The sequence below is a fragment of the Lachnospira multipara LB2003 genome (assembly GCF_000702205.1).
GTDB lineage: Bacteria > Bacillota > Clostridia > Lachnospirales > Lachnospiraceae > Lachnospira > Lachnospira multipara_A.
The window spans coordinates 108,868-132,239 of the sequence record NZ_JNKW01000001.1; the positions used below are offsets into that span (position 1 = coordinate 108,868).

Annotated in this window: 13 protein-coding genes and 1 other annotated feature (1 of these 14 running past the window's edge); of the genes, 11 read left to right on the top strand and 2 right to left on the bottom strand. The window is 33.5% G+C overall.

The window, feature by feature from the left end:
* Positions 1-182: a binding site (T-box leader), on the top strand (it extends 74 nt beyond the left edge of the window).
* 90 nt (positions 183-272) lie between these two features.
* From T537_RS0100565 to T537_RS0100580, 4 genes are all read left to right on the top strand, one after another.
* Positions 273-2,015 (top strand): proline--tRNA ligase, encoded by a 1,743-nt coding sequence (locus tag T537_RS0100565; RefSeq protein WP_031555543.1) that lies wholly within the window; start codon positions 273-275, stop codon positions 2,013-2,015.
* Positions 2,016-2,125: 110 nt separating this feature from the next.
* Positions 2,126-4,501, top strand: coding sequence for a ferrous iron transport protein B (gene feoB, locus T537_RS0100570; protein WP_031555545.1), 2,376 nt, complete (start codon positions 2,126-2,128; stop codon positions 4,499-4,501).
* 148 nt (positions 4,502-4,649) lie between these two features.
* Positions 4,650-6,008 (top strand): HD-GYP domain-containing protein, encoded by a 1,359-nt coding sequence (locus T537_RS0100575; RefSeq protein WP_051637121.1) that lies wholly within the window; start codon positions 4,650-4,652, stop codon positions 6,006-6,008.
* Between the two features lie 45 nt (positions 6,009-6,053).
* Entirely contained in the window at positions 6,054-7,151 is a 1,098-nt protein-coding gene (locus T537_RS0100580) for a GGDEF domain-containing protein (RefSeq protein WP_031555549.1), read from the top strand.
* Positions 7,152-7,314: 163 nt separating this feature from the next.
* On the opposite strand, the gene T537_RS0100585 is transcribed toward T537_RS0100580, so the two are convergent.
* Positions 7,315-8,577, bottom strand: a complete 1,263-nt coding sequence (locus T537_RS0100585) for a GntP family permease (protein WP_027438071.1) — start codon at positions 8,575-8,577, stop codon at positions 7,315-7,317.
* Between the two features lie 76 nt (positions 8,578-8,653).
* A complete protein-coding gene (locus T537_RS0100590; RefSeq protein WP_027438070.1) occupies positions 8,654-9,793 on the bottom strand; it encodes a glycerate kinase family protein in 1,140 nt (379 codons plus the stop codon).
* A gap of 187 nt (positions 9,794-9,980) precedes the next feature.
* Here T537_RS0100590 and T537_RS0100595 point away from each other — a divergent pair, with 187 nt between their 5' ends.
* From T537_RS0100595 to T537_RS13020, 7 genes are all read left to right on the top strand, one after another.
* On the top strand, positions 9,981-11,078 hold the full coding sequence (locus tag T537_RS0100595; protein ID WP_031555551.1) for a CdaR family transcriptional regulator: 1,098 nt from the start codon (positions 9,981-9,983) through the stop codon (positions 11,076-11,078).
* A gap of 12 nt (positions 11,079-11,090) precedes the next feature.
* The gene (locus tag T537_RS0100600; protein ID WP_027438068.1) at positions 11,091-12,005 is read left to right on the top strand and encodes an ROK family glucokinase; all 915 of its coding nucleotides are present in this window, start codon (positions 11,091-11,093) and stop codon (positions 12,003-12,005) included.
* Positions 12,006-12,115: 110 nt separating this feature from the next.
* A complete protein-coding gene (locus T537_RS0100605; protein WP_027438067.1) occupies positions 12,116-12,730 on the top strand; it encodes an ECF transporter S component in 615 nt (204 codons plus the stop codon).
* Positions 12,731-12,845: 115 nt separating this feature from the next.
* Positions 12,846-14,837 (top strand): BMP family ABC transporter substrate-binding protein, encoded by a 1,992-nt coding sequence (locus tag T537_RS0100610; RefSeq protein ID WP_051554968.1) that lies wholly within the window; start codon positions 12,846-12,848, stop codon positions 14,835-14,837.
* Entirely contained in the window at positions 14,838-15,470 is a 633-nt protein-coding gene (locus tag T537_RS0100615; protein WP_027438066.1) for a metallophosphoesterase family protein, read from the top strand. It begins immediately after the preceding gene.
* Positions 15,471-15,997: 527 nt separating this feature from the next.
* On the top strand, positions 15,998-18,238 hold the full coding sequence (locus T537_RS11865; RefSeq protein ID WP_051554967.1) for a pectate lyase family protein: 2,241 nt from the start codon (positions 15,998-16,000) through the stop codon (positions 18,236-18,238).
* A 366-nt stretch (positions 18,239-18,604) separates the two neighbouring features.
* The gene (locus T537_RS13020) at positions 18,605-23,098 is read left to right on the top strand and encodes a pectate lyase family protein (RefSeq protein ID WP_051637122.1); all 4,494 of its coding nucleotides are present in this window, start codon (positions 18,605-18,607) and stop codon (positions 23,096-23,098) included.
* Positions 23,099-23,372 lie beyond the last annotated feature (274 nt).

Consider the following 23,372-nt stretch of genomic DNA (forward strand, 5'->3'; position numbering starts at 1 on the left):
AATTGCTTAATGAACCAGTCTGTGAGCAGCAGAAGGTAAAACTAATCTTAGGTTTTTATTAAACTGTAGTCTTAGAAACTTCTGACGGTAGTCGCCGTTAATGACAAGTGAGTAATAGCTCACAATGAGAGCAGGCAAGGCCTGAATTTAGGTGGTAACGCGGAATTTATTTCGTCCTAAGTATACAATAGTGTACTTAGGGCGTTTTTTATTTGCTTATTAATATATAAATGAATAAGGAATGCCCTAAGTATTAGAAAATGGAGGATTATATGAAGGTTAGTAAATTAGTAGGCGTAAGATTTAAAGAAAGACCAGCTGATTGCGTAATTGATAGTCACGCATTTTCAGTAAGAGGTGGTTATGTAAAGCAGGTATCTAACGGTATTTTTTCACTTTATACACCAATGAAGAAGGTTACACAAAATATTGAAAAAATCATTCGTCAGGAAATGGATGCTGTTGATTCACAGGAAGTTATGTTCCCTGTTGTATTACCAGGTTCTTTATGGGAAGAATCAGGAAGATATCAGTCAGTAGGTGACGAACTTCTTAGATTTAATGATAGAAATGGTACACCAATGGTACTTGGTATGACTCATGAAGAGGCTGCTGTACATCTTGCAAGAGAATATGGTCGTACATATAAGAATTATCCATTCTCTATTTATCAGATTCAGACAAAGTATCGTGATGAGGCTAGACCACGTGCAGGTCTTATCCGTGTTAGAGAATTTACAATGAAGGATGCATATTCATTCCATACATCTCAAGAAGACCTTGAAAAATACTATGATAAGATGACTAATGCTTACTTTAGAATTTTCCAGAGAATGGGTATTCCTGAAGTTATTGCTGTTAAGTCTGATTCAGGTATGATTGGTGGTAGCGTATCACATGAATATATGCTTCTTGCTGATTGTGGTGAAGATTCAATCGTACTTTGTGATGAGTGTGGTTTCTCAGCTAATATGGAAGCTGCTGATACAATTGTTGATAACAGTGGATGCTCAGCTATGGCTGAACTTAAAAAGGTTCATACACCTGACTGCAAGACAATTGAAGATGTATGCAAATTCCTTAATGCTAAGGTTGAAGAATCTTGTAAGGCTGTTATGTATCAGATTAATGCTACAGATGAATATGTTGTAGTATTTACTCGTGGTGATTACGAAGTTAATGAAACTAAGCTTACAAATCTTCTTAATGAGAAGGTTCATCCAGCTGATGTTACAGTTGATAGTGGTCTTGTTGCTGGATTCTGTGGCCCTTATAAGATTACAGATAAGTGCAGAGTTATTTATGATAAGTCACTTGAAGGTATTGAGAATTTAGTTTGTGGTGCTAATGAAGTTGATTATCACTACACAGGCCTTAATATTAAGAGAGATATTGGCGATGTTGAATATGTTGATGTTTCTAAGATTCAGGATGGCGGTATTTGCCCAGTTTGTGGTAAGAAGAAGATTAGAATTAGTCGTGGTATTGAAGCTGGTAACATCTTCCAGCTTGGTACAAAGTATACAGAAAGCATGAATATGACTTACACTGCTGAGGATGGTAGTGAGAAGACTCCTATTATGGGTTGTTATGGTATTGGTGTTGGTCGTGCTGCAGCTTGTATTATGGAAGCTCATCATGATGATTATGGTCCAATTTGGCCAATTTCTGTAGCTCCTTGGAAGGTTCATATCTGCTGTATGAGAGTTGATGATGCTGATTGTAAGGCTACAACAGATGCAATCTATGAGAAGTTAGAATCAATGGGAATTGATGTACTTTATGATGATAGAGATGTTCGCGCTGGTGCTATGTTTGCTGATGCTGACTTACTTGGTGCTCCAATCCGTGTAACAGTTGGTCCTAAGGCACTTAAAAATGGCGAAATCGAACTTTCAACAAGAGATAAGAGCGTTTCTCTTAAGGTTCCTAAGGATGATATCATTGATGAAATTAAGAAGCTTTATGACAAGTTATATGAAGATATTAATTCTAAGGTTAGTGATAGAATCTAATTAACTTTGACATGAGGAATTAAAAGTAAACTCCTTATGTTAGCTTTATGGTTCACAATTAAAAGCAGCCGTAAATTTGCGGCTGCTTTTTTATAAAGGAGGAATGGCATTTGAATTTACAAGATTTAGAGTTAGGTAAAATGGCCACAATTAAAAGTGTTGGTGGAAGTGGAGCTCTTCGTCAACATTTCCTTGATATGGGACTTATTCCAGGTACTGATATTACATTGCTTAAATATGCACCTTTGGGCGACCCTATGGTTTTATTAGTTACAGACTATGAATTATCAATTCGATTAGCTGATGCAAGTAATATTGAAATTGAGAATGTTAGGGATAAGGATGAGGATTATAAAAGAACAGTTAATAGTAAATACAAAGAAATTTCCCATCCAGCTATAGGTGAGAAATCTCAGGTTAATGAAGATAATAAGGATCATAATAAAGAAAAAACAAGCGTTAAGGCTAAAAATGAGAAACTTACCTTTGCCTTAGTTGGTAATCAAAATTCGGGTAAGACAACGCTTTTTAATAGATTAACAGGTTCAAATCAACATGTTGGTAATTTCCCGGGAGTAACTGTAGATAGAAAAAGTGGCCAGATTAAGGGCTATCCTAATACAGAGGTTGTAGATTTACCTGGTATTTATTCTCTATCTCCTTATACAAGCGAGGAAATTGTATCTAGAGAATTTGTTATAAAAGAAAAGCCATCTGCAATTATTAATATTGTGGATGCTACTAATATAGAGCGAAATCTCTATTTAACTATGCAGCTTTTAGAACTTGATGTTCCTGTTGTTATTGCCCTTAATATGATGGATGAAATGAATGGTAATGGTGGCTCTGTAAATATAAATCTCCTAGAGGAACTTATTCAGGTTCCGGTTGTACCTATTTCTGCTGCCAAAAATCAAGGTATTGAGGAATTAATAAAGCATGCTATTCACATTGCAAAATACAACGAAAAACCAGGACGTAAGGATTTTTGTAGTGAAGATGACTTTGGTGGTGCAGTTCATAGAGCAATTCATTCAATTATGAGTTTAATTGAAGATCATTCTAAAAAAAGTGGAATTCCTGCTCGATTTGCAGCTAGTAAATTAATTGAAGGAGATAAACTTGTTATCGAGGCTCTAAACTTACATAGTTCTGATAAATTAGCAATTGGTTCAATTGTTTCGCAGATGGAAAGTGAGAGAAATCTTGATAGGGCAGCAGCTATTGCTGATATGCGATTTAGGTTTATTAGAAGAGTCTGTCATGAAACTGTAATTAAGCCAAAGGAAAGCAAAGAACATGAAAGAAGTAAGAAATTAGATAAGATTTTTACTGGTAAGTGGACTGCTATTCCTGTGTTTGTGGGAATTATGGCTTTGATTTTTTATTTAACCTTTAATGTAATTGGAGCAGGCCTTCAGGAATTACTAGCAAAGTTAATTGAAATAATAACTGATAAAGTTGATGTAATCCTTACAAATTCAGGGGTTGCAGCACCTATTCATTCCCTTATTATTGATGCTATATTTGAAGGTGTTGGTACTGTGCTTAGTTTTGTGCCTATTATTGTGGTATTATACTTCTTCTTATCAATTCTAGAAGACAGTGGCTATATGGCAAGAGTTGCCTTCTTTATGGATAAGATATTAAGAAAACTTGGTCTTTCAGGTAGAAGTATTGTGCCTTTACTTATTGGCTTTGGTTGTAGTGTTCCTGCGGTTATGTCTACAAGAACACTTCCATCAGAAAGAGATAGAAAAATGACACAGCTTCTTATACCTTTTATGAGTTGTAGTGCTAAGATGCCTATTTATGCCTTCTTTGCATCGGCATTTTTCCCAGGCAAGGCAGCCCTTGTAATGGTTATGCTTTATTTTATAGGAATTATTATGGCTATAGTTGTGGCTGTAATTGGTAAATATACTGTATTTAAGGGTGAGGCAGTACCTTTTGTTATGGAGCTTCCAAATTACCGCATGCCAGGTATTAAAAATGTTGTCATGCTTTTATGGGATAAGGCTAAGGACTTTATTATGCGTGCCTTTACTGTAATTTTTATTGGTACTATTGTAGTTTGGTTTTTACAAAACTTTAACCCATATTTCCATTTAGTTACTAATCAGGAAGATAGTATATTAGCCCTTGTAGCTGGTTTTATTGCACCTATTTTTATTCCATTAGGATTTGGTACTTGGAAGATGGTTACTTCCCTTATTTCAGGTTTCCTAGCTAAGGAAAGTGTTGTTTCTATGCTTTCTGTGCTATTTGGAGGAATTGAAGGGGTTAGAAGTCAAATGTCTAACTTAACTGCATTTACCTTCCTTGTATTCTGTCTTTTATATACTCCATGTGTTGCAGCTGTTGCATCAATTAAGAGAGAATCAGGTGGAAAAGCTGCCATATTTATGGTTTTATTTCAATGCGTAGTTGCTTATTTAATAGCACTTATAATTCATACAGTTGGTTTAGTTATTGGCTTACATTAATATAAATAAAACATTCGATATGCATATTATAAAGACTAAATTTTGCATATCGAATGTTTTTTAATTTAATAAGATTAAAATAAAGAATAATGCATTTAATTGTGTTATAATAATACTATAATTTTGGAATTATAATTTGGGAGGTTTTATGGAGTTTTTAAGGGCAAATCAGCTTAATTTAATGTTGCTTTTAAGTGGTTCTTGTTGTGCATTGTCTTTATTAGTTATTTTTTCTAAGGCTATTCCATTTAACAGGAGAATGGCATTGCTTCTATTAGAATTAAGCTGTGTGGTTTTGCTTTTATCAGATAGATTTGCATATATTTATAGAGGTGATGTGTCCAATAAAGGATACATAATGGCTAGAGTATGTAATTTTTTGGTGTTTGCCTTTAGCTTACTAATTCAATTTTCTTTTACTTGGGTTTTAAAAAACTTATATAGAACCGTTAATTATCCCAATAAAATGAATAGAATTACCTTAAGAATATGTGATTTTCTTTTTATATTAGGTGAGGCATTAGTTTTGATTTCGCAATTTACGGGTCTTTATTATGTTTTTGATGCATATAACAGATATGAAAGATCTAACGATATTGCAGTTAGTTATGTTATTTCTACACTAATTATGCTTTTACAGCTATTTTTCATTATAAGAAATAAGCGCAATTTAAGCATAAAGATGTTTGTAACATTAATTGCATTTACAGTAGTGCCTTTAATTGCAACAATAGCCCAAATATTCTTGTATGGATTATCATTAACTAATATTTCTGTTGTGGGAATGGCAGTGCTACTATATGTATTTACCTTGCTTGATATTAATGAACAGATAGAAGATGCTAAGATTAAAGAAATCAATATTCTAAAGAGCGAGCAAGAAAAAATGCAAATGATGTTTGAGCAGACATCGAAAGCTCTAGCAAGTGCTATTGATGCCAAGGATGAATATACACATGGACATTCAAGGAGAGTTGCTAAATATTCTGAACTTATTGCTAAAAATGCTGGTAAAACTATTGAGGAGTGTCAAAGGGTATATTATGCTGCACTTTTACATGATGTGGGCAAAATTGGTATACCTGATCATATTATTAATAAGACTGGAAAACTAACTAAAGAAGAATATGAAATTATAAAGCAGCATACATCTATTGGTAGTCAGATTCTTTCAAGTATAAGTAGCACACCTTATTTAAGCCTTGGTGCGAGATATCATCATGAAAGATATGATGGAAATGGATATCCAGAAGGTTTATCTGGTAAGAATATACCTGAAATAGCAAGAATAATAGCTGTTGCTGATGCATATGATACCATGACTTCTAAGAGAAGCTATAGAGCACCTCTAGCTAAGCAGCTTGTAAGAGAAGAGATTATAAAGGGCTCGGGAACACAGTTTGATCCTGAATTTGCAAGGATTATGATTTTTTTAATGGATTTGGATAAGGATTTTAAGATGCATGAACCGGATGCTCTTTATTTAGTTGGTAATAAGGAAGCGTAAGTTAGCATAAAAGTATACATATATTTATAAAATGTGGGGAATACAATGGATAATAAGATTGAAGACTTAAGCTTTAAAGTGAAAGATTTACAAAGTGATAGTATTACGTATGGAAAAACATCCTTAGGGTTAATGTCTTTTCATATTGCCTTTTTGATATTCGACCTTATTTACGGATATACATTTATGGCTTTTATTAATTGCTTAAGTATTAGTTTTTATTTGGTTTTATATAAGCTATTTAAAGAATGCAAGACTAGAGTAAAACTTATACGCCTAGCTAAGAGTATTGTTTATGAGATTATGATTTATATGATATTCTCTACTATGTTTTTTGGTTGGGATTGTGGCTATCAGTATTGGCTCTTTTCTATGTTTTGTTCTTATTTGTTTGCATATGTTGCACCTGATAGAACAGATGCCATAAGAAGGGCTTCTACAGTATTTTTTATGTGTATATGTTTAGTTGCATTTGTTGGTTTATATATCATAACAAAATATGTACAATTGCCATACACAGCAAAGCAAGATGATGCAATAGTTGTGACTACATGTATAGTTAACGTAATACTTGTATTTGCAGCAATTGGCACATACAATAATGTTTATATAAGACAGATGGAATATAAATATAAGATGCTACATAATATTGCAGATTTTGACCAATTAACTGGACTTGGCAATAGATATTATATGAATGATGTATTGCTTGAAATTGAGAATAGCAGAATTAATAAACAAAATTTTTGCGTGGCAATGCTAGATATAGATTATTTTAAGTCGGTTAATGACTCTTATGGACATGATAAGGGTGATGAGGTCTTAAAAACTATTGGTAAGATATTAAACGAGAATCTTCCAGAGGGGGTTACTCCTGGTAGATGGGGTGGTGAGGAATTCTTAATTGTAGCCCAACCTGATATTTCTCTTGAAGAATTTGTAAACCTTCTTGAAATTATTAGGCTTAAAATCAAACAGGTGAAATTTTCTACAGGTGAAGTTGATAAGACTTTTAGTTGTACTATTTCAGTTGGCGTTGCTCAGTATAATCCGAATTTATCAATACCTGATATAATAAAAAAGGCAGATGATAATCTTTATAAAGCTAAAAAACTTGGTAGAGATAAATTGATCTACAGTTAATCTAATTAGCGATTGATTAACATATAGATAAAACTAGAATATAGAATAAAGAATAATAAAAAATCCCCATAAAGGTTAAGTAGTTTGGTTTTTGGTGCCTTTATGGGGATTTTTAATATTTATTTAAAGAGAAAACAAAAAATGTGTGTTAATTAATAGTTAATTAACCGATAAGGATGTACATTAGCACAGCTATAATTGTACTTGTTAAACCAACTAAAGCTTCATAAGGGATGAGCTTCATTCTTGATTTAATTGACATTGATACTGAACCACCTGTGGCATGGAAGAATGAGCCATGTGGAAGAGAATCAATAACTGTAGAACCTGCATGAACCATAGCAGCTGCTGCTAATGCTGGAACACCACTTGCAATAAGTGTTGGTGCAAATGTCTGTGCTGCAATTGTAGCACCACTTGTTGTACTTGCTGTTGCACCGGCCATTAAAATACCAGAAAGCGGTGCTAATACAAATGCTGGCATATTTAATACTTCTAGGAGATTGATTACATCGTACTGTAATGCTGAAGCCTTAATAATACCAGAAATAGTACCTGTACCTATTAAAAGAATAGATACGCCAATAACCTTAGATAAACCAAATTCTGTAATAGAAATTGTATCCTTAAAGTTACTTGTAACTAAAATACAAACTAAACCACCAACAGGAAGTGCTATTAATGGATCAATTGTAATGCCAGCAATTGGTCTAAGGGCAAGAAGGATAATTACTACTAAAGGGCCTAATATAGCAGCAAGAAGGTTTGGTAACTTAACGTCTGATACTTCTATATCGCTATCTTCAACCATAAGACCATTCTTCTTCTTAGAAAGAAGAGATGCTAAAATAATTGTTACTACTAAAGCACAAAGTGCTGGAATAATGTTTTTAATCATAAGTGAAGTTAAGTCAACGCCGAAAGCTTCACTAGCTGCAATAGTATTTGGGTTTGGTGAAATAATATTACCAGCTTTACCGCCACCTATCATAGCTAATAAAAGGGATTCTTTTGAAATATTGGCTTTTTTGCCAATTGCAAGGGCGATAGGAGCAACTGTAATAACTGAAATATCAATAAATACACCTACTGCACAAATAATCATTGTAGCAATACTTACAGCGGCAACAGCACGTTTTTCACCTAATTTGTTTACGATTGTTTCTGCAATTTTTTGAGCAGAACCTGTCTTAATTAATGCACCAGCTAAAATACCGCTAGTCATAATTCTAAGAACAGATGACATCATGCCTGATGCACCTTTAACCATTGTGTCAACAGTAGTAGTTAAACCACCACCGCCAAGAAGTCCACCAATTAAAGCACCAAGTATAAGGCTGTATGCTGGATGAACTTTTTTTATAATTAATACGATTGCAATGGCAAGACCTATAAGGGCGCCGATTGTGTTAAAATCGTAAGTCATAATAAAAACCTCCTAGTTTTTAAGCTAAAAACTTATATGTACATTAAATTTAAATATAAAAGGGTTTTTCTTTTGTTTATTTTGCTATGCTCATACCTGCCTTAATGAATCTAAACATTCTAACAGCACCCTTGTAGTAGAGTTCTTCAGAACGCTCAATAGCTTCATCAAGTGACATTGGGGCATCAACAGTTGTCATTAGTGATACAATTCCTTCGTCAAAGATCTTCTCGGCATCTTTACCAAGACTTCCGCATAAACCAATTGCTGGAATATTCTTCTTCTTAGCACGGTTACCAACACCCTGCATAACCTTACCGAAACAACTTTGCCAATCAGTACGACCTTCGCCAGTTACGACTAAGTCTACACCTTCTAATCTTTCGTCAAAACGGATTAAATCAAGTACTGTGTCGATACCTGATTTCATCTCGCCATTTAAAAATACCTTTAAGGCAATTCCAAGTCCGCCGGCAGCACCAGCGCCCTGAATCTTGTCAGCATCAATGTTAAATTCTTTTTTAATTAAATCACGGTAATTAATCATGCCATTTTCGAGAATTGGAAGAATCTCTTTAGTTGCACCTTTCTGTGGACCGAAAGTATATGTGGCACCATTTTCACCGCAAAGAGGGTTTGTTACATCACACATAACTGTGATTTTTGTGTCTTTAAGACGGGAGTCAATACTAGTTGCATCAATAGTAACGATTTTATCTAAATCACGACCAAATCCTTCAACCTCGTTACCATCTTTGTCTAAAAATTTAACTCCAAGGGCTTTAGCACATCCGATACCACCGTCGTTTGTTGCGCTACCACCGATTGCGATAGAGATGTCTGTAAAACCTTTATCAAGAGCGTCTTTGATCATTTCGCCAGTACCAAGAGTTGTTGTATTAAGGGGATTACGCAACTCCTGCTTAACAAGAGGTAAACCTGAAGCAGCAGCCATTTCAATAACGGCTTTGTTACCGAACTTACCATAATAGCTCTTAATTTTATTCATTAATGGATCGTGTACTTCAACGTAGATTTTCTCGCCGTTCATAGCATCAATAACTGAGTCAGTTGTACCTTCACCGCCGTCAGCTACTGAAACTCCTGAAAATTCTACATCTTCAAACACGTCTTTAGCAGCCTTTGAAAGAAGTTCTACTGTCTTAGAACTTGAAAGACTGCCTTTAAATGAATCTGAAGCAAATAATAGTTTCATACAATGTCCTTTCCTGAGTGTTTTTAAAGGGATAATTATCACTCAAGTTTTTTAAAAGCCTAACTAAATTGTAAGACTGATATTATATTAACATTATGACTTCTTATTTAATATGTTAGGTGTAACATTTTAAATAGGATAAGAGTGTGTTATAATTGTTATAAATAACAAATTGATTGGAGACAATATGAAAATTGATATTAGAGAGCAGTTAGCTGGACAGATTGTTGATGCTATTAAATCTATATGTGATCACGATATTAATTTTATAAAGGTTGACGGATATATTAGTGCTAGTACTAATCCTGAAAGGGTTGGAGCATACCATGAAGCTGGAAAAAATGCGGCAATGACTGGTAAAACTGTTATTGTTAATAATGACAATAAGCTTCAAGGCACAAGGAAAGGTATTAATATGCCTATTATTCACAATGGAGAAACTGTTGCTGTTATTGGTATTACAGGCGAACCAAAGGAAGTACAAAAATACGCATATTTGGCCCAAAGAATTACGCTTTTACTTGTAAAAGAACATGAATTAGAGCTTAACAATCACGATAAAAAAGCACAGATAAATTATGTTATTCATTCACTTATTGATGAGGATAACATTAATATAGATTTTTTAAAGCAGGTAATGAGAAGTGCTGGTATTAATGATTTTGAGAAAGATTTTACAACTGTTGTGATAAAGCTAAGCAGTAGGTATAATCCACTTAATCTATCACTGATTGAGACAGATATTGTGGAGACTATTAAGCAACTAGAAGGCAGTATATATACCTTTAATTATCCTAATGAATACCTGATTATAAGTGATTCGTCAGTGCTTGATAAAAAGTTGTTTATTCTAGAGAATCTAGCTAGCAGAAATAAGAAAATATTAAAGATTGGCATTGGGGATGGCAGAGTTATTACAAGACAATGTGAATCTTATAAATTAGCTAATCTTGCACTTTTTTGTAATAATAAAGAGGGCTCTATTTCTAGATTTTCAGATTTAGATATTGAGATTTTACTTTCTCGTGTACCACTAGAATTTAAAAATACCTTCCTACAAAAAACGGTTGAGAATATAAATGATGAAGATAGGGAAATTCTAAAAATTTATTTTGAAGAGGATATGTCCCTTAAAAACACTTGCGATAAGCTTTTTATGCATAAGAATACCTTGCAGTATAAGCTTAATAGAATTGCAGCTAACACAGGTTATAATCCAAGAAGCTTTAAGGATGCCTGTGTCTTATATACAGCTTTAAAAATACTTGATATTAGTAAAAACTAAAAAGGAGATTGTATGTATTATTACGGAATTGATATTGGTGGAACAACTATTAAATGTGGACTTTTTGAAGAAAATGGACATCTGATAAAGGTAAATGAAATTCCTACTAGAAAGGAAGAGTGTGGTAAGTATATATTGCCTGATATTGCTGATTATATAGAAAAAAATAATCTTGAATTTGGATTGAAAAAAGAAGACATTGCTGCTGTAGGACTTGGGGTTCCTGGTTCTGTTACTGATGATGGAGTGGTTAATAAATGTATAAACCTTGGATGGGGTGTGGTTAATGTTAGTAAAGAATTTACAAAACTAACAGGAATTCCAAGTAAGGTTGGTAATGATGCTAATATGGCAGCCCTTGGAGAATATTATAAGGGCAGTGGAAAAAATTACAAAAGCATGGTCTTTGTAACAATAGGTACTGGTGTAGGTGGTGGAATTATAATTGATGGTAAGCCACTTAACGGTGTTAATGGTGCAGCTTGTGAAATTGGACATTTGCCAATTGTAAAGGAAGATGTGGGACAGTGTAATTGTGGTAAGAGAGGTTGCCTTGAACAGGTAGCATCTGCTACAGGTATTGTAAGAAAAGCTAGGAAACTTATAGCTAGAAAAGACCTAACTGCTAAGGATGTATTTGATTTAGCCAAGGCAGGAGACAAGCAATGCATAGAGGCTATTAATTATTCACTATCTTATCTTGCAAAGGGACTTGCCTGCATTTCTTGTGCTATTGATCCGGAAGTTTATGTAATAGGTGGTGGAGTTTCAAAAGCAGGAGATTATTTGATTGATATTGTAAGTGATTATTATAAAAAAGATGCCTTTCATCCATCAAGAGATACTAAGATTGTATTGGCAAGTTTAGGAAATGATGCAGGCATGTATGGTGCTGCATTCTTAGCCGGTTGTATGACTTTAAATTAAATTATATACAATTTAATTGTTTATTAATAAATTTTCTCAAAAATAGGCTTGATTTCTAGCTTGCTTTAATATTACAATTTTATGGTAGTAAATTTTAGAAAGGTAAGGTTATGGATAAAAATAATAGTTTTAGTAGAATTAATACTGTAAGACTAGTTGGCATTGGTATGCTTTCTGGTATTGCTTTTATATTAATGTTTTTTGAATTTCCAATTCCTGTGCTTATACCAAGTTTTATAAAGCTTGATTTATCTGATTTACCAGCACTTATTGGTGCTTTTGCATATGGCCCAATTGCTGGAATATTGATCGAATTAATTAAGAACCTATTACACTTACTTGATTCATCATCAGGCTTTGTAGGAGAATTATCAAATTTCCTTCTTGGTGCTTGCTTTGTTGGAGTGGCTGGATGTATTTATAAGATAAAAAAGACAAGAAAGGGAGCTATTTGTGGTGCTGTAATTGGTGCATTTGCAATGGCAATCTTTAGTTTAGTAACTAATTACTTTATCGTATATCCATTCTACACAAACTTTATGCCTATGGAGGCTATAATCGGGGCTTACGAGGCTATTTTGCCTGGAGTTGATAATTTATTTGAAGCATTACTAATTTTTAATGTGCCTTTTACTTTTGTTAAGGGGCTTATTTCTGTGCTTATAACTGTACTTGTTTATAAGCCATTGTCACCATTGCTTCATGGTTATAAAAAGACAGCATAAAATTTTTTTGCCTATCATGTGTAAATCTTTATTAAGATTTGCCTTGATAGGCTTTTTATAAAATATGTATTATAATGAATGCGTTAGAAACTTTAACAAAACGGGGGTAATTTTTATGTCAGTTCAGGATTACACAAGCGCATTAAAACTAGGAAAAAGGGCATATAATTCAGCTATGAATAGAGGTAAGTCTCCATATTTACCTGTTCTTGAGAATTTCTTAGACGAGGAAACAATAGAAAGAGAAGTAAATTTAGGGGAAGACCAAATCCCTTTAAGTCTAGTGGTTGGTACTTGTACAGCTGCTAGAACTAACGCTTTTGCAGAAAACTTTATGCCTTTGCTTGATTGGGGAACTGAATTTGCTGCTAAATGGGCTTCCCTTTCAGATAGCCAGGTTAATGAAGGAATCAGGGAACCAATTAAAGTTTACGAATATATGAATAAATTCTATGTTCTTGAGGGTAATAAAAGAGTATCAGTTCTTAAGTACTTTGGCGCTGTTACAATTAATGCCAAGGTTACAAGAAAAATACCTAAATATGATCCTAAGAATGTAAATGTAAAAATATATTATGAATTTATGGATTTTTATAAAGCTACTAAAATAAATGATATTTACTTTAGCAAAGAAGGCAGCTTTATTTCTCTTATGAATCTTGCTGGCATAAAAAAGGATGAAGCTCTAAATGAATCAGCAGTTAGAGATATGTGTTCGGCATATTATAATTTTAAAGTCGCTTATTTAGCACGTGGTGGCAATGAATTTGATTATCCTATTGGAGATTCTTTTTTAAGATTTGTCCATATTCATGGTTATGAAAATGTTGTTAAAATGATTCCATCAGAAATGTCTAAAAATGTGGCTAAAACATGGGCCGAGTTTGAACTTTTAGATGATAATAGTGAAGTTAATTTTAATCTTGCCCCTTCTAATAAGGCAAGAAAAAATATTCTTAGTTATTTATTGCCATTTGGTAGCACACAGACTAAGAAATTAAAGGTTGGTTTTATTTATGAGAAAAGCCCTAGTGATTCAGACTGGGTCTATGCTCATGAACTAGGTAGACAGTATATTGAAGAGACTTTTGGAAGCCAGATTGAGACCATAACTATGGAAAATGTTATTCCTGATGTTAATGATGAGAAGTGCATGAAGAAAATGGTTAAGGATGGAGTGGATATAATTTTTGTAACATCACCTTCTATGACCATTGCTTCTTTAAAGGTGGCTATTGCAAATCCAAAAGTTAAGATACTAAATTGTTCTCTTAAAATTCCACATAAATATATTAGAACATACTATGCAAGAATGTATGAAGCTAAGTTTTTAAGTGGTATTATAGCTGGTTCTATGGCTGAAAGTGGAAGAATTGGATATGTAGCTAACTGTCCTATTTTTGGTATTACTGCTAACATTAACGCTTTTGCCCTTGGGGCTAGAATGGTTAACCCTAGGGTTAAGGTCTATGTTGAATGGAGCGGAATTAAAGATAATGACGTGGAGGCTAATTTTGCTAATAACGGTGTTCACTGTATTTCAGATCAGGATATGATTACCCCAATTAAGGGAAAGAGAAATTTTGGTTTGTATTGTAATGGTGAGGGCTATAATGCGCATTTTGCTATGACTATATGGCATTGGGGTGTTTTTTATGAGAAACTAATTCAAAGTATAATTAGCGGTTCTTGGGAAAGAGAAGATGAGGACGATAATAGCGTTAAGGCACTTAATTACTGGTGGGGACTTTCTGCTGGCGTTGTAGAAATTATTGAATCTAATGCTATTCCAAAAACTACTAAGAAATTAGTTAACGTCCTAATGGATAGAATTATAAAAAATGACTTTAATATTTTTGAGGGAGAATTAATTGACCAAAATGGACGTGTTAGAAATAAAGAGGGCAATATTCTTACTCCTGAAGAAATAATTTCTATGGATTATTTACTTGATAATGTAGTGGGCAGTTTCCCTGATGTTGAAAGTCTTAATGATAGTGCAAAACGAATGGTTGCAAATCAAGGCGTAATTAAAATGGATAAGGAATTTAAGGCGAAATTGTCTAGAGGGCTTAAGGAAAAGATTATAAAAAAGAGAGGTCAATAAATGAAAATTTTGGTACTTGCTGATGTGGAATCTGAGTATTTATGGGACTATTTTAAAAAAGAGAAACTAGATGGTATAGATCTTATACTATCTGCCGGAGATTTAAACCCTAATTATCTTTCTTTTTTGGCAACTTTTTCTAAAGTACCTATTCTCTATGTTAGAGGGAATCATGATGATTGCTATAAGGATACTCCACCTGAAGGGTGTATATGCATAGAAAATAAGGTCTATGTCTATAAAGGTATTAGAATTCTTGGACTTGGAGGCTCTATTAGATATAGAAAAGGAGATAACCAATATACTGAAGCACAGATGAAAAAAAGGGTGAATAAGGCCTGGCTGTCTATAAAGAAAAATAAAGGAATAGATATACTTTTGACTCATTCGCCAGCAAAGGGTATTAATGATGGACCAGATCATGTACATACAGGTTTTGAGGCCTTTAATGAGCTTATAAACCGCTATAAACCTAAGTTTTTTATTCATGGTCATGTTCATAAAAATTATATGACAAGCTTTACACAAACCTTTAAATTAAATGAGTATACAACAGTGGTTAATGGTTATGAGAGATGTATTGTTGAGTATGATGAGAAAAATTGTACTGAAAATAATAACGAAGAAAAATAATATACATCTTGCATAAAAAATAGTTATTGTGTATAATTCATTTGTGAATAATTTACAAACAAGTGTGTAGCAAAACATAATGTATGTAATTTAAAACTATATATGGGGTCGAATAAACTCGTGAGTATGATGTATTGGGGGAATATGGCAAGGAAAACCATACAGTACGGAATATTTAGGAGTTATTCATAAAGGTTTGTTTTAACGGGGACAGGAAAGAATCGTTAAAGGAAACCTAAGACATGGTGGGCAGGAAAAACCCACCATGTTTTTTTATGCAGTAAATGAATTGGTAAAAATTTAAATTTGGAGCTTTATAGTTCTAAATAGAGCTAAAGTATAGTATAAATTGCATAAATAATACATTAGAATTATTTATTCTTTGTAAAATAGTACCTATAAAATGTATATGGTACTAAAATACCATGGGAGTACAGTATCTTTTATAAATTTATATTGCTAGAATGAAGCTGTTGTTGTTTTTATTGAATTCAAGAGTATTAACAAAAAATATGGGAGGCGAATTTATGAAACTACCTAAGAATTCAATCAGCACAAAGTGCTGGGCTATGGTACTTGCATTGGTAATGATGCTAAGTATTTTAATTCCAACTTCTCTATTACAGGCTAAGGCTGCAATAGGGAACATTACCTTGATAACTAGTTCTGGTTATCTTGAATCGGCTTATGCTACATGGAATCCAGTATCAGGAGCAGATTCATATAGTGTTTATGTTAAGAAGGCAAGTGCAGGGGATCAGTCTTATGTAAAGGTTGATAACGAATTAATTAGACACTATGGAAATTATGTAAGAGTAGACGTGTTAGGTTTAGAGCCAGGTAACTATAATTTAAAAATTGAGGCTAGTGGCTCAAATCAGACAAAGTCAGTTACAACATCATCACTTACAGTTACAGCACATGACCGTTCTGGTTTTGCTTTTGTATCTGGTAATGCTAATGGTGCTTACAATGCTAATGGTACTTTAAAGTCTAATGCAGTAGTTCTTTATATTACAGAAAATACTAAGAATACTGTTTCCCTTGACGTTGTAACAAGCTCAAAGGGTGCAACTACAAAGGCAGTAGGTTTACAGGCTATCTTAGATGCATACAAGAAGGGCTATGATTCTCGTCCACTTGATATTCGTCTTGTTGGTCAGATTACAGATTTTGCTAGCATGATGGATGGAGATATCTTAATTAAGGGTTCAAGTTCATCAAATAGACTTGCTTGCGGTGTAACATTTGAAGGTGTTGGTGAAGATGCAACATGTGATGGTTGGGGTCTTCGTATTGCTAATGCTTCTAATGTTGAAGTAAGAAACCTAGGTTTTATGAACTGTAATTCAGGAGAAGGCGATGATGTTGGTTTACAGCAGAATGATGATCACGTATGGGTTCACAATTGTGATTTCTTCTATGGTGATGCTGGTTCTGATGCAGATCAGGTAAAGGGTGATGGTGCTCTTGATACTAAGACATCAAGCTATATTACACATTCATATAACCATTTCTATGACAATGGTAAGTGCAATCTTCAAGGCATGAAGTCAGAATCAACTGAAAATTATATTACATATCATCATAACTGGTATGATCATTCAGATAGTAGACATCCAAGAATTCGTACTTGTACAGTACATATTTACAACAACTACTATGATGGAAATGCTAAGTATGGCGTAGGTGCTACAATGGGTTGTTCAGTATTTGTTGAGAATAACTACTTTAGAAATTGTAAGTATCCAATGCTAAGCTCAATGCAGGGCTCTGATATTGCTAATGGTACAGCTAATGCCACATTCTCAGGTGAAAATGGTGGTATTATTAAGTCTTATGGCAACACAATTGTAGGCGGTAAGGGCGTCATTACATATCAGCAGAATAGCCAGAGCTTTGATGTATATGAAGCAGCTTCAAGAAACGAGAAGATTTCATCATCCGTTAAAACAAAGCAGGGCTCTACAACATATAACAATTTTGATACTAATCAGTCACTTATGTATTCATATACAGTACAGTCACCAGAAGATGCTAAAAATGCAGTAGTTAAGTATGCTGGTAGAGTTAATGGTGGCGATTTTAAGTGGACATTTACTAGTGCAGATGATGAAAGCTACACAGTAAATACAGCACTTAAGGCTGCTTTATCAAATTATAAGACAAGTTTAGTCTCTGTAGGTGGAAGTGCTAAGGGTATAAATTACGATCCTGAAACAAAGGCACCAGAAGAGACAACAAAAAAAGAAGAGAATACAACTCAAACAACAACACCAGAAACACAGCCAACTAAGGAAGAAACAACAAAGGCTAACACAGACGGAAAATCTACAAAGATTACATTAAATGCTAACGATTTATCTGCTACAACAATTAAGTCTAATTTAACAAAGAATGGATTTAAGATTGTTGCTAACTCATCTAATGCAGTTAGTGTAGAAAATACATCTGTTAATTATAAGGGAATAAACTTTACAAAGCTAATTAACCTATCAGGTAAGGGAACTAATGCTTACCGTGGTATTGAATTTAAGGCTGCTGATGCATCAAAGGTTAGACTTTATGTTAAGACAGCTGGTAATAGTAAAGAAACAGTAGCTGTTCTTGATGCAAATGGAAATGTGATATCTTCAAAAACACTTTCAGCTAATAAGTTAGTATCTGTTAATTTAACAGTTCCAAGTGAGGGTACATATTCAATTGTTTCAACAACAGGTGCAGTAGATATTTATTATGTAGAAGTAGAAAATGCATATGCATATTAATTTAGTTTATAAGTAATTACTTCTCCTAATAAAGAGGGATAAAAAGGATAACTTTTTATCCCTCATTTTTATTTGTTAACAAAAAGTTTATAGATTGTTTTTACAAAATACAATTTACTTGTGCAACTTGTATAAAAATATAATAGATAATTAGTAAAAATTAAGGTATATTGATAACCCCTGAAAGTATGATTTGTTATAAAAACTGGTACTTTCAAAGAAATAATAGTACTAATAACCTATTACAGTACTATATTATATTTTATTAATAATTGCTAAAATAATCACAATGGTGCACGGGAGGTTATATAAAGTGCACAAATAAATCTATAAACAGAAATAATTATATTTTGGGAGGAGATAATTATGTCATGGTTTGCTAAAAAGGCAACTAAGGGAAAAGTTGCCGCTATTATGTCTGTTATTATGACTTTAACTGTTATTATAACAGCATCTATTGCAACTGCTAAAGCAGGTGTTAATGCAGTTGTATTCAATTTAACAGGGGGCTATTTTGAGTCAGCATATGCAAAATGGGGAGATGTAAGTGGTGCTGATGGATATGTAGCTTATGTTAAAAAAGATTCACAAGATGATAATGAATACAAAAGAATTGATAACGAATTAATTAGAAAGTACAAAGACGGTTGGAGAGTCGATGCTCTTGGTTTACCAGCAGGTAATTATAATTTAAAGGTTGTACCTGTTGTTGGTGATAAAGAGATAGAAGAAAAAGCTGCTAAGACAGGTGCTATTAAGGTTGATGCATATGACAGATCTGGATTTGCTTTTTCAAAGGATTCTAAATATAAGACAGCATCTGGTGCATACAATGATGATGGTTCATTAAAGTCTGATGCAATTGTTCTTTATGTTTATGATGATACAGCTAAGACTGTCACAGCTGATATTACAGTAGATAAAAAGGGTAAGAAGACTACATTTACAGGTTTACAGTCAATTATTGATGCTTATCAAAAGGGATGCGAGACAAGACCTTTAGATATTAGAATTATTGGCAATATTACAGCTGATACAATTGATCATTTTAGTAGCAAGGAAGAAGGTATTCAAATTAAGGGTAAGAATGCTTATTCTGAACTTGGTATTACTATTGAGGGTGTTGGTGAGGATGCATCTGTTTCAGGTTTTGGATTCTTACTTAGAAATGCAGCTAATGTGGAAATGAGAAATTTTTCAATTCTTAATTTCATGGATGATGGAATTTCACTAGATACTGAAAATGCAAATGTTTGGTTACATAACCTTGATTTATATTATGGCCAGGCTGGATCAGATTCTGATCAGGCTAAGGGAGATGGCTCAATAGATATTAAGGGTAATTCACAGTTTGTTACTGTATCTTATGTACACTTCTATGATTCAGGTAAATGCTCCCTTTGTGGTATGAAGTCTGAGTCAGGACCAAATTACATTACATATCACCATAATTGGTTTGATCATGCAGATTCAAGAATGGCAAGAATTAGAACAATGTCAGTTCATCTTTATGATAATTACTATGATGGAAATTCAAAGTATGGTGTTGGTGTAACAACTGGTTCTTCAGCTTTTGTTGAGAATAACTACTTTAGAGGAGTAAATCATCCAATGCTTAGCTCAAAGCAGGGTACTGATGGATTAGATCCTAAGGGCACATTTTCAGGTGAAAATGGTGGTATTATTAAGGCATTTAATAATATTATGGTTGATTCTGGTAATGTAATTTATGCTAATACAGAGGATGGCAATTCTACAGATTTTGATGCTTATTTAGCTAGTGATAGAAATGAAGTATTAGCAAGTTCTTATAAGACAGTACAGGGTAACACTTCTTATGATAATTTTGATACTAGTAAAGATTTAGGTGTTAATCCACAAAAAATTGATGATGCTAGTGCAGTTCCAAGTATTGTTACAGCTTATGCTGGTAGCCAAGGTGGTGGTGTAATTGAGCATACATTTAGCGAAGCAGATGATGCAAGTTACACAATTGATAAGGAATTAAAGGCAGCAGTAACAGCTTATGTTAATACAGAACTTGTGGCAGTTAAGGGTACATCTTCTAGCAAAACATCTCCAACACAGGAAGAAACTACAACTGCTATAGATGAAACAAAGCCACAGGAAACAAAACCACAAGAAACAAGCACACAAAAGCCTACAGAAGCTACAACAAAGGCTAATGAAGAAACACCTGCTGTTTCCGATGTTAAATATATTCATAATTTTACAACTGATGGTTTAAACAGTAATTTTTATAGTATTACAGGAAATTTGGCTAAGGACAAGGGTAGTGTAACTTATAATGGTTTAACTCTTACAACATGTCTTAAAATTGAATCAAGTACAAGTATTAAATTTAAGGCTCCATCAGATGGAAAATTAACACTTGTATCAGGTTATGCAAACAATAAGGATAAAAAGATTAAAGTTAACGGTAAAAAAATAAGCTCTAAGGGAAATATATTTACTATAGATATTAAAAAAGGTGATGTAGAAATTACAAAGGGCGATTCATTAAATATTTATTATATGGCTTTTGTGACAGGTGAAGAAATTGAGACAAGCTCAAAGGAAGATGAGACAATAAAGCCTACAGAGACAACAAAACCTGAGGAAACAACAAAAGCTGAGGAAACAACAAAGGAAACAAAGACTGAGTCAAGCACAGAAGCTCAAACACAGCCAGATTATTCACAAAAGGAAGTTATTCCTTTTGATGAATATAATAAAGCCAATACAACATATTCAGGAGCATATACAAGTTTAGCTGTTGCTAAGGATAGTGATTTTACTGATGCTATTTATGTTGATTCATCTGAAAAGATAATTGAGGCTATAAAGGCTGTAAAGCCTGGACAGGCAATTATTGTAAAACCAGGTAGATACAAATTTGATGAAACAGTTCTTATTGAAGAATCAAATAGTGGTTTAAAGGGTTCAATGAAGATTTTAAGAGCTTCTAATAATGGTGAAGTTATTTTTGATTTTTCTTCAATGGAAGAACTTGGCTCTAATAGAGGTGTGGTACTTGATGCTGATTACTGGTATGTAAATGGTATTAGATTCTATGGTGCTGGTGATAATGGTATGTTACTTTCAGGTAGCCACAATATAATTGAGGGATGTATATTTGAAGCTAATCATGATACTGGCTTACAGCTTTCAAGATATAATACAGATTATGCATCAGTTGATTTATGGCCTTCAAATAACCTAATTCTTAACTGTACATCATTTGATAATATGGATGTTAAGACACAGGAAAATGCTGATGGCTTTGCTGCAAAATTAACTTGTGGCGAAGGTAATGTCTTTGATGGTTGTATTTCATATTGCAATTCAGATGATGGATGGGATTTATATGCTAAGGTAGCAACAGGTCCAATAGGTAAGGTAACAATTAGAAACTGTGTAGCTTTTAATAATGGTAAGACAACAGCTGGTACATCATTTGGTTCTGGTGATATGAATGGTTTTAAGCTTGGTGGTTCAGGCGTTGGAACAGCTCATACAGTATTTAACTGCCTTGCATTTAATAATGGTGCAACAGGATTTACAGATAATAATAATCCTTCAGATTTATCACTTGTAAATTGTACAGCAGCAGCTAATGGCAACGCAGGAAAAGGCAAGGGTAATTTTATTTGTTATAGATCTGCTAGTAATGCAACATATAGAAATTTAATTTCTTATGATAATGCAAAGAAACAAAGTGATAAGTTTAATGGCGTAATGGCAAATAGCACTTATTACACAAATAATAAATATTATTCAATTAATTCATCAATTGGTACAGCTCTTAAAAATAACGAAAAAGTAGGTGATGTTGTTACATTAAAGAATTCTGATTTTAAGAATACTGATAACAAGATTGATGTAACTGCAGATATTAACAAATTATTTAGAACAAGCACAGGTACAGTAAATGTTAATGGTTTATATGAATCAGTAGGTGATATTAGTACTAGAGGTGCTAGATTTAATGTGGCATCACAGATGCTAACAATTAATAACACAATTGTAGATGAAGAAAAAGAGACACAGCCAGAGACACAGTCTGAAACAAATACACAGACACAGCCAGAGACACAGTCTGAAACAAATACACAGACAGAGCCTGAGACACAGTCTGAAACAAATACACAGGCAGAGCCTGAGACACAGTCTGAAACAAACACACAGGCACAGCCAGAAACACAGTCTGAGTCAACAACAGAAGCTACAAAGGCAGAGCCTGAGTCAACAACAGAAGCTACACAGGCAGTGGCTGCAGATGAGGATATTGTATACGAAATGCTTGAAGGTAATAATGTAAATATTACTAATGACAAGAATTTAGTATTAAGATCAGCAGCAGATTATTCATTATTTGTTGGTGTTAAGGTTGATGGTTCTTTTATTAGCAAGGATATTTATAAATCATATTCTGGCTCAACAGTTGCAGTTATACCTGCTAGTTTTTTAAAGACTTTAACAGTAGGAAATCATGAATTTGTTATTGTATCAAAGAACGGTAGTGCAACTGCTAATGTAAAGCTTAGTGAGAAAAAGGCTGAAGTTGCAGGAGATGAGGAAGTTGTTACTTTACCTGTTACAGATGAAGGTGAGGTGGCAGCTGATACAGGAGTAGTAGCAGCTGATACAGACCTAGTAGCAGATGCTGCGGCAGATGCAGTGGCAGAGGCTTATGCTGCTAAGCTTAGTGCAGCTAAAAGTGCAGCTGATAAAGTAAGTACAACATCAACAGAAGAGTCTTCTAACACAGGAGATCGTAACGGATTAGTTATTTATGTAATTATTTGCTTAATAGCTTTAGTGGTTGCTGTTGATAGAGTTTATAAAAAACAGTATTAATAAAAAGATAAGTAAAGAGATTGTAGTTTAAATAAGGTTACAAGATTTACTTCTCCTAATATATTGAAAACGGGGCTAATGCTCCGTTTTCTTTTGTTTAGAAGAAAATGATAAATAAAATTAATTGCTATATTGAAAACACAAAATTTTATGATAAAATATTGGAAAATAGCTTGTAAAAACCAAGTTATTATGATAATATTCTTTAGTGTAAAAACAAATGTCCGCCACACAAAGACAAGTTTTTGTTTGTAAATTTAAAAAAAGATTATGT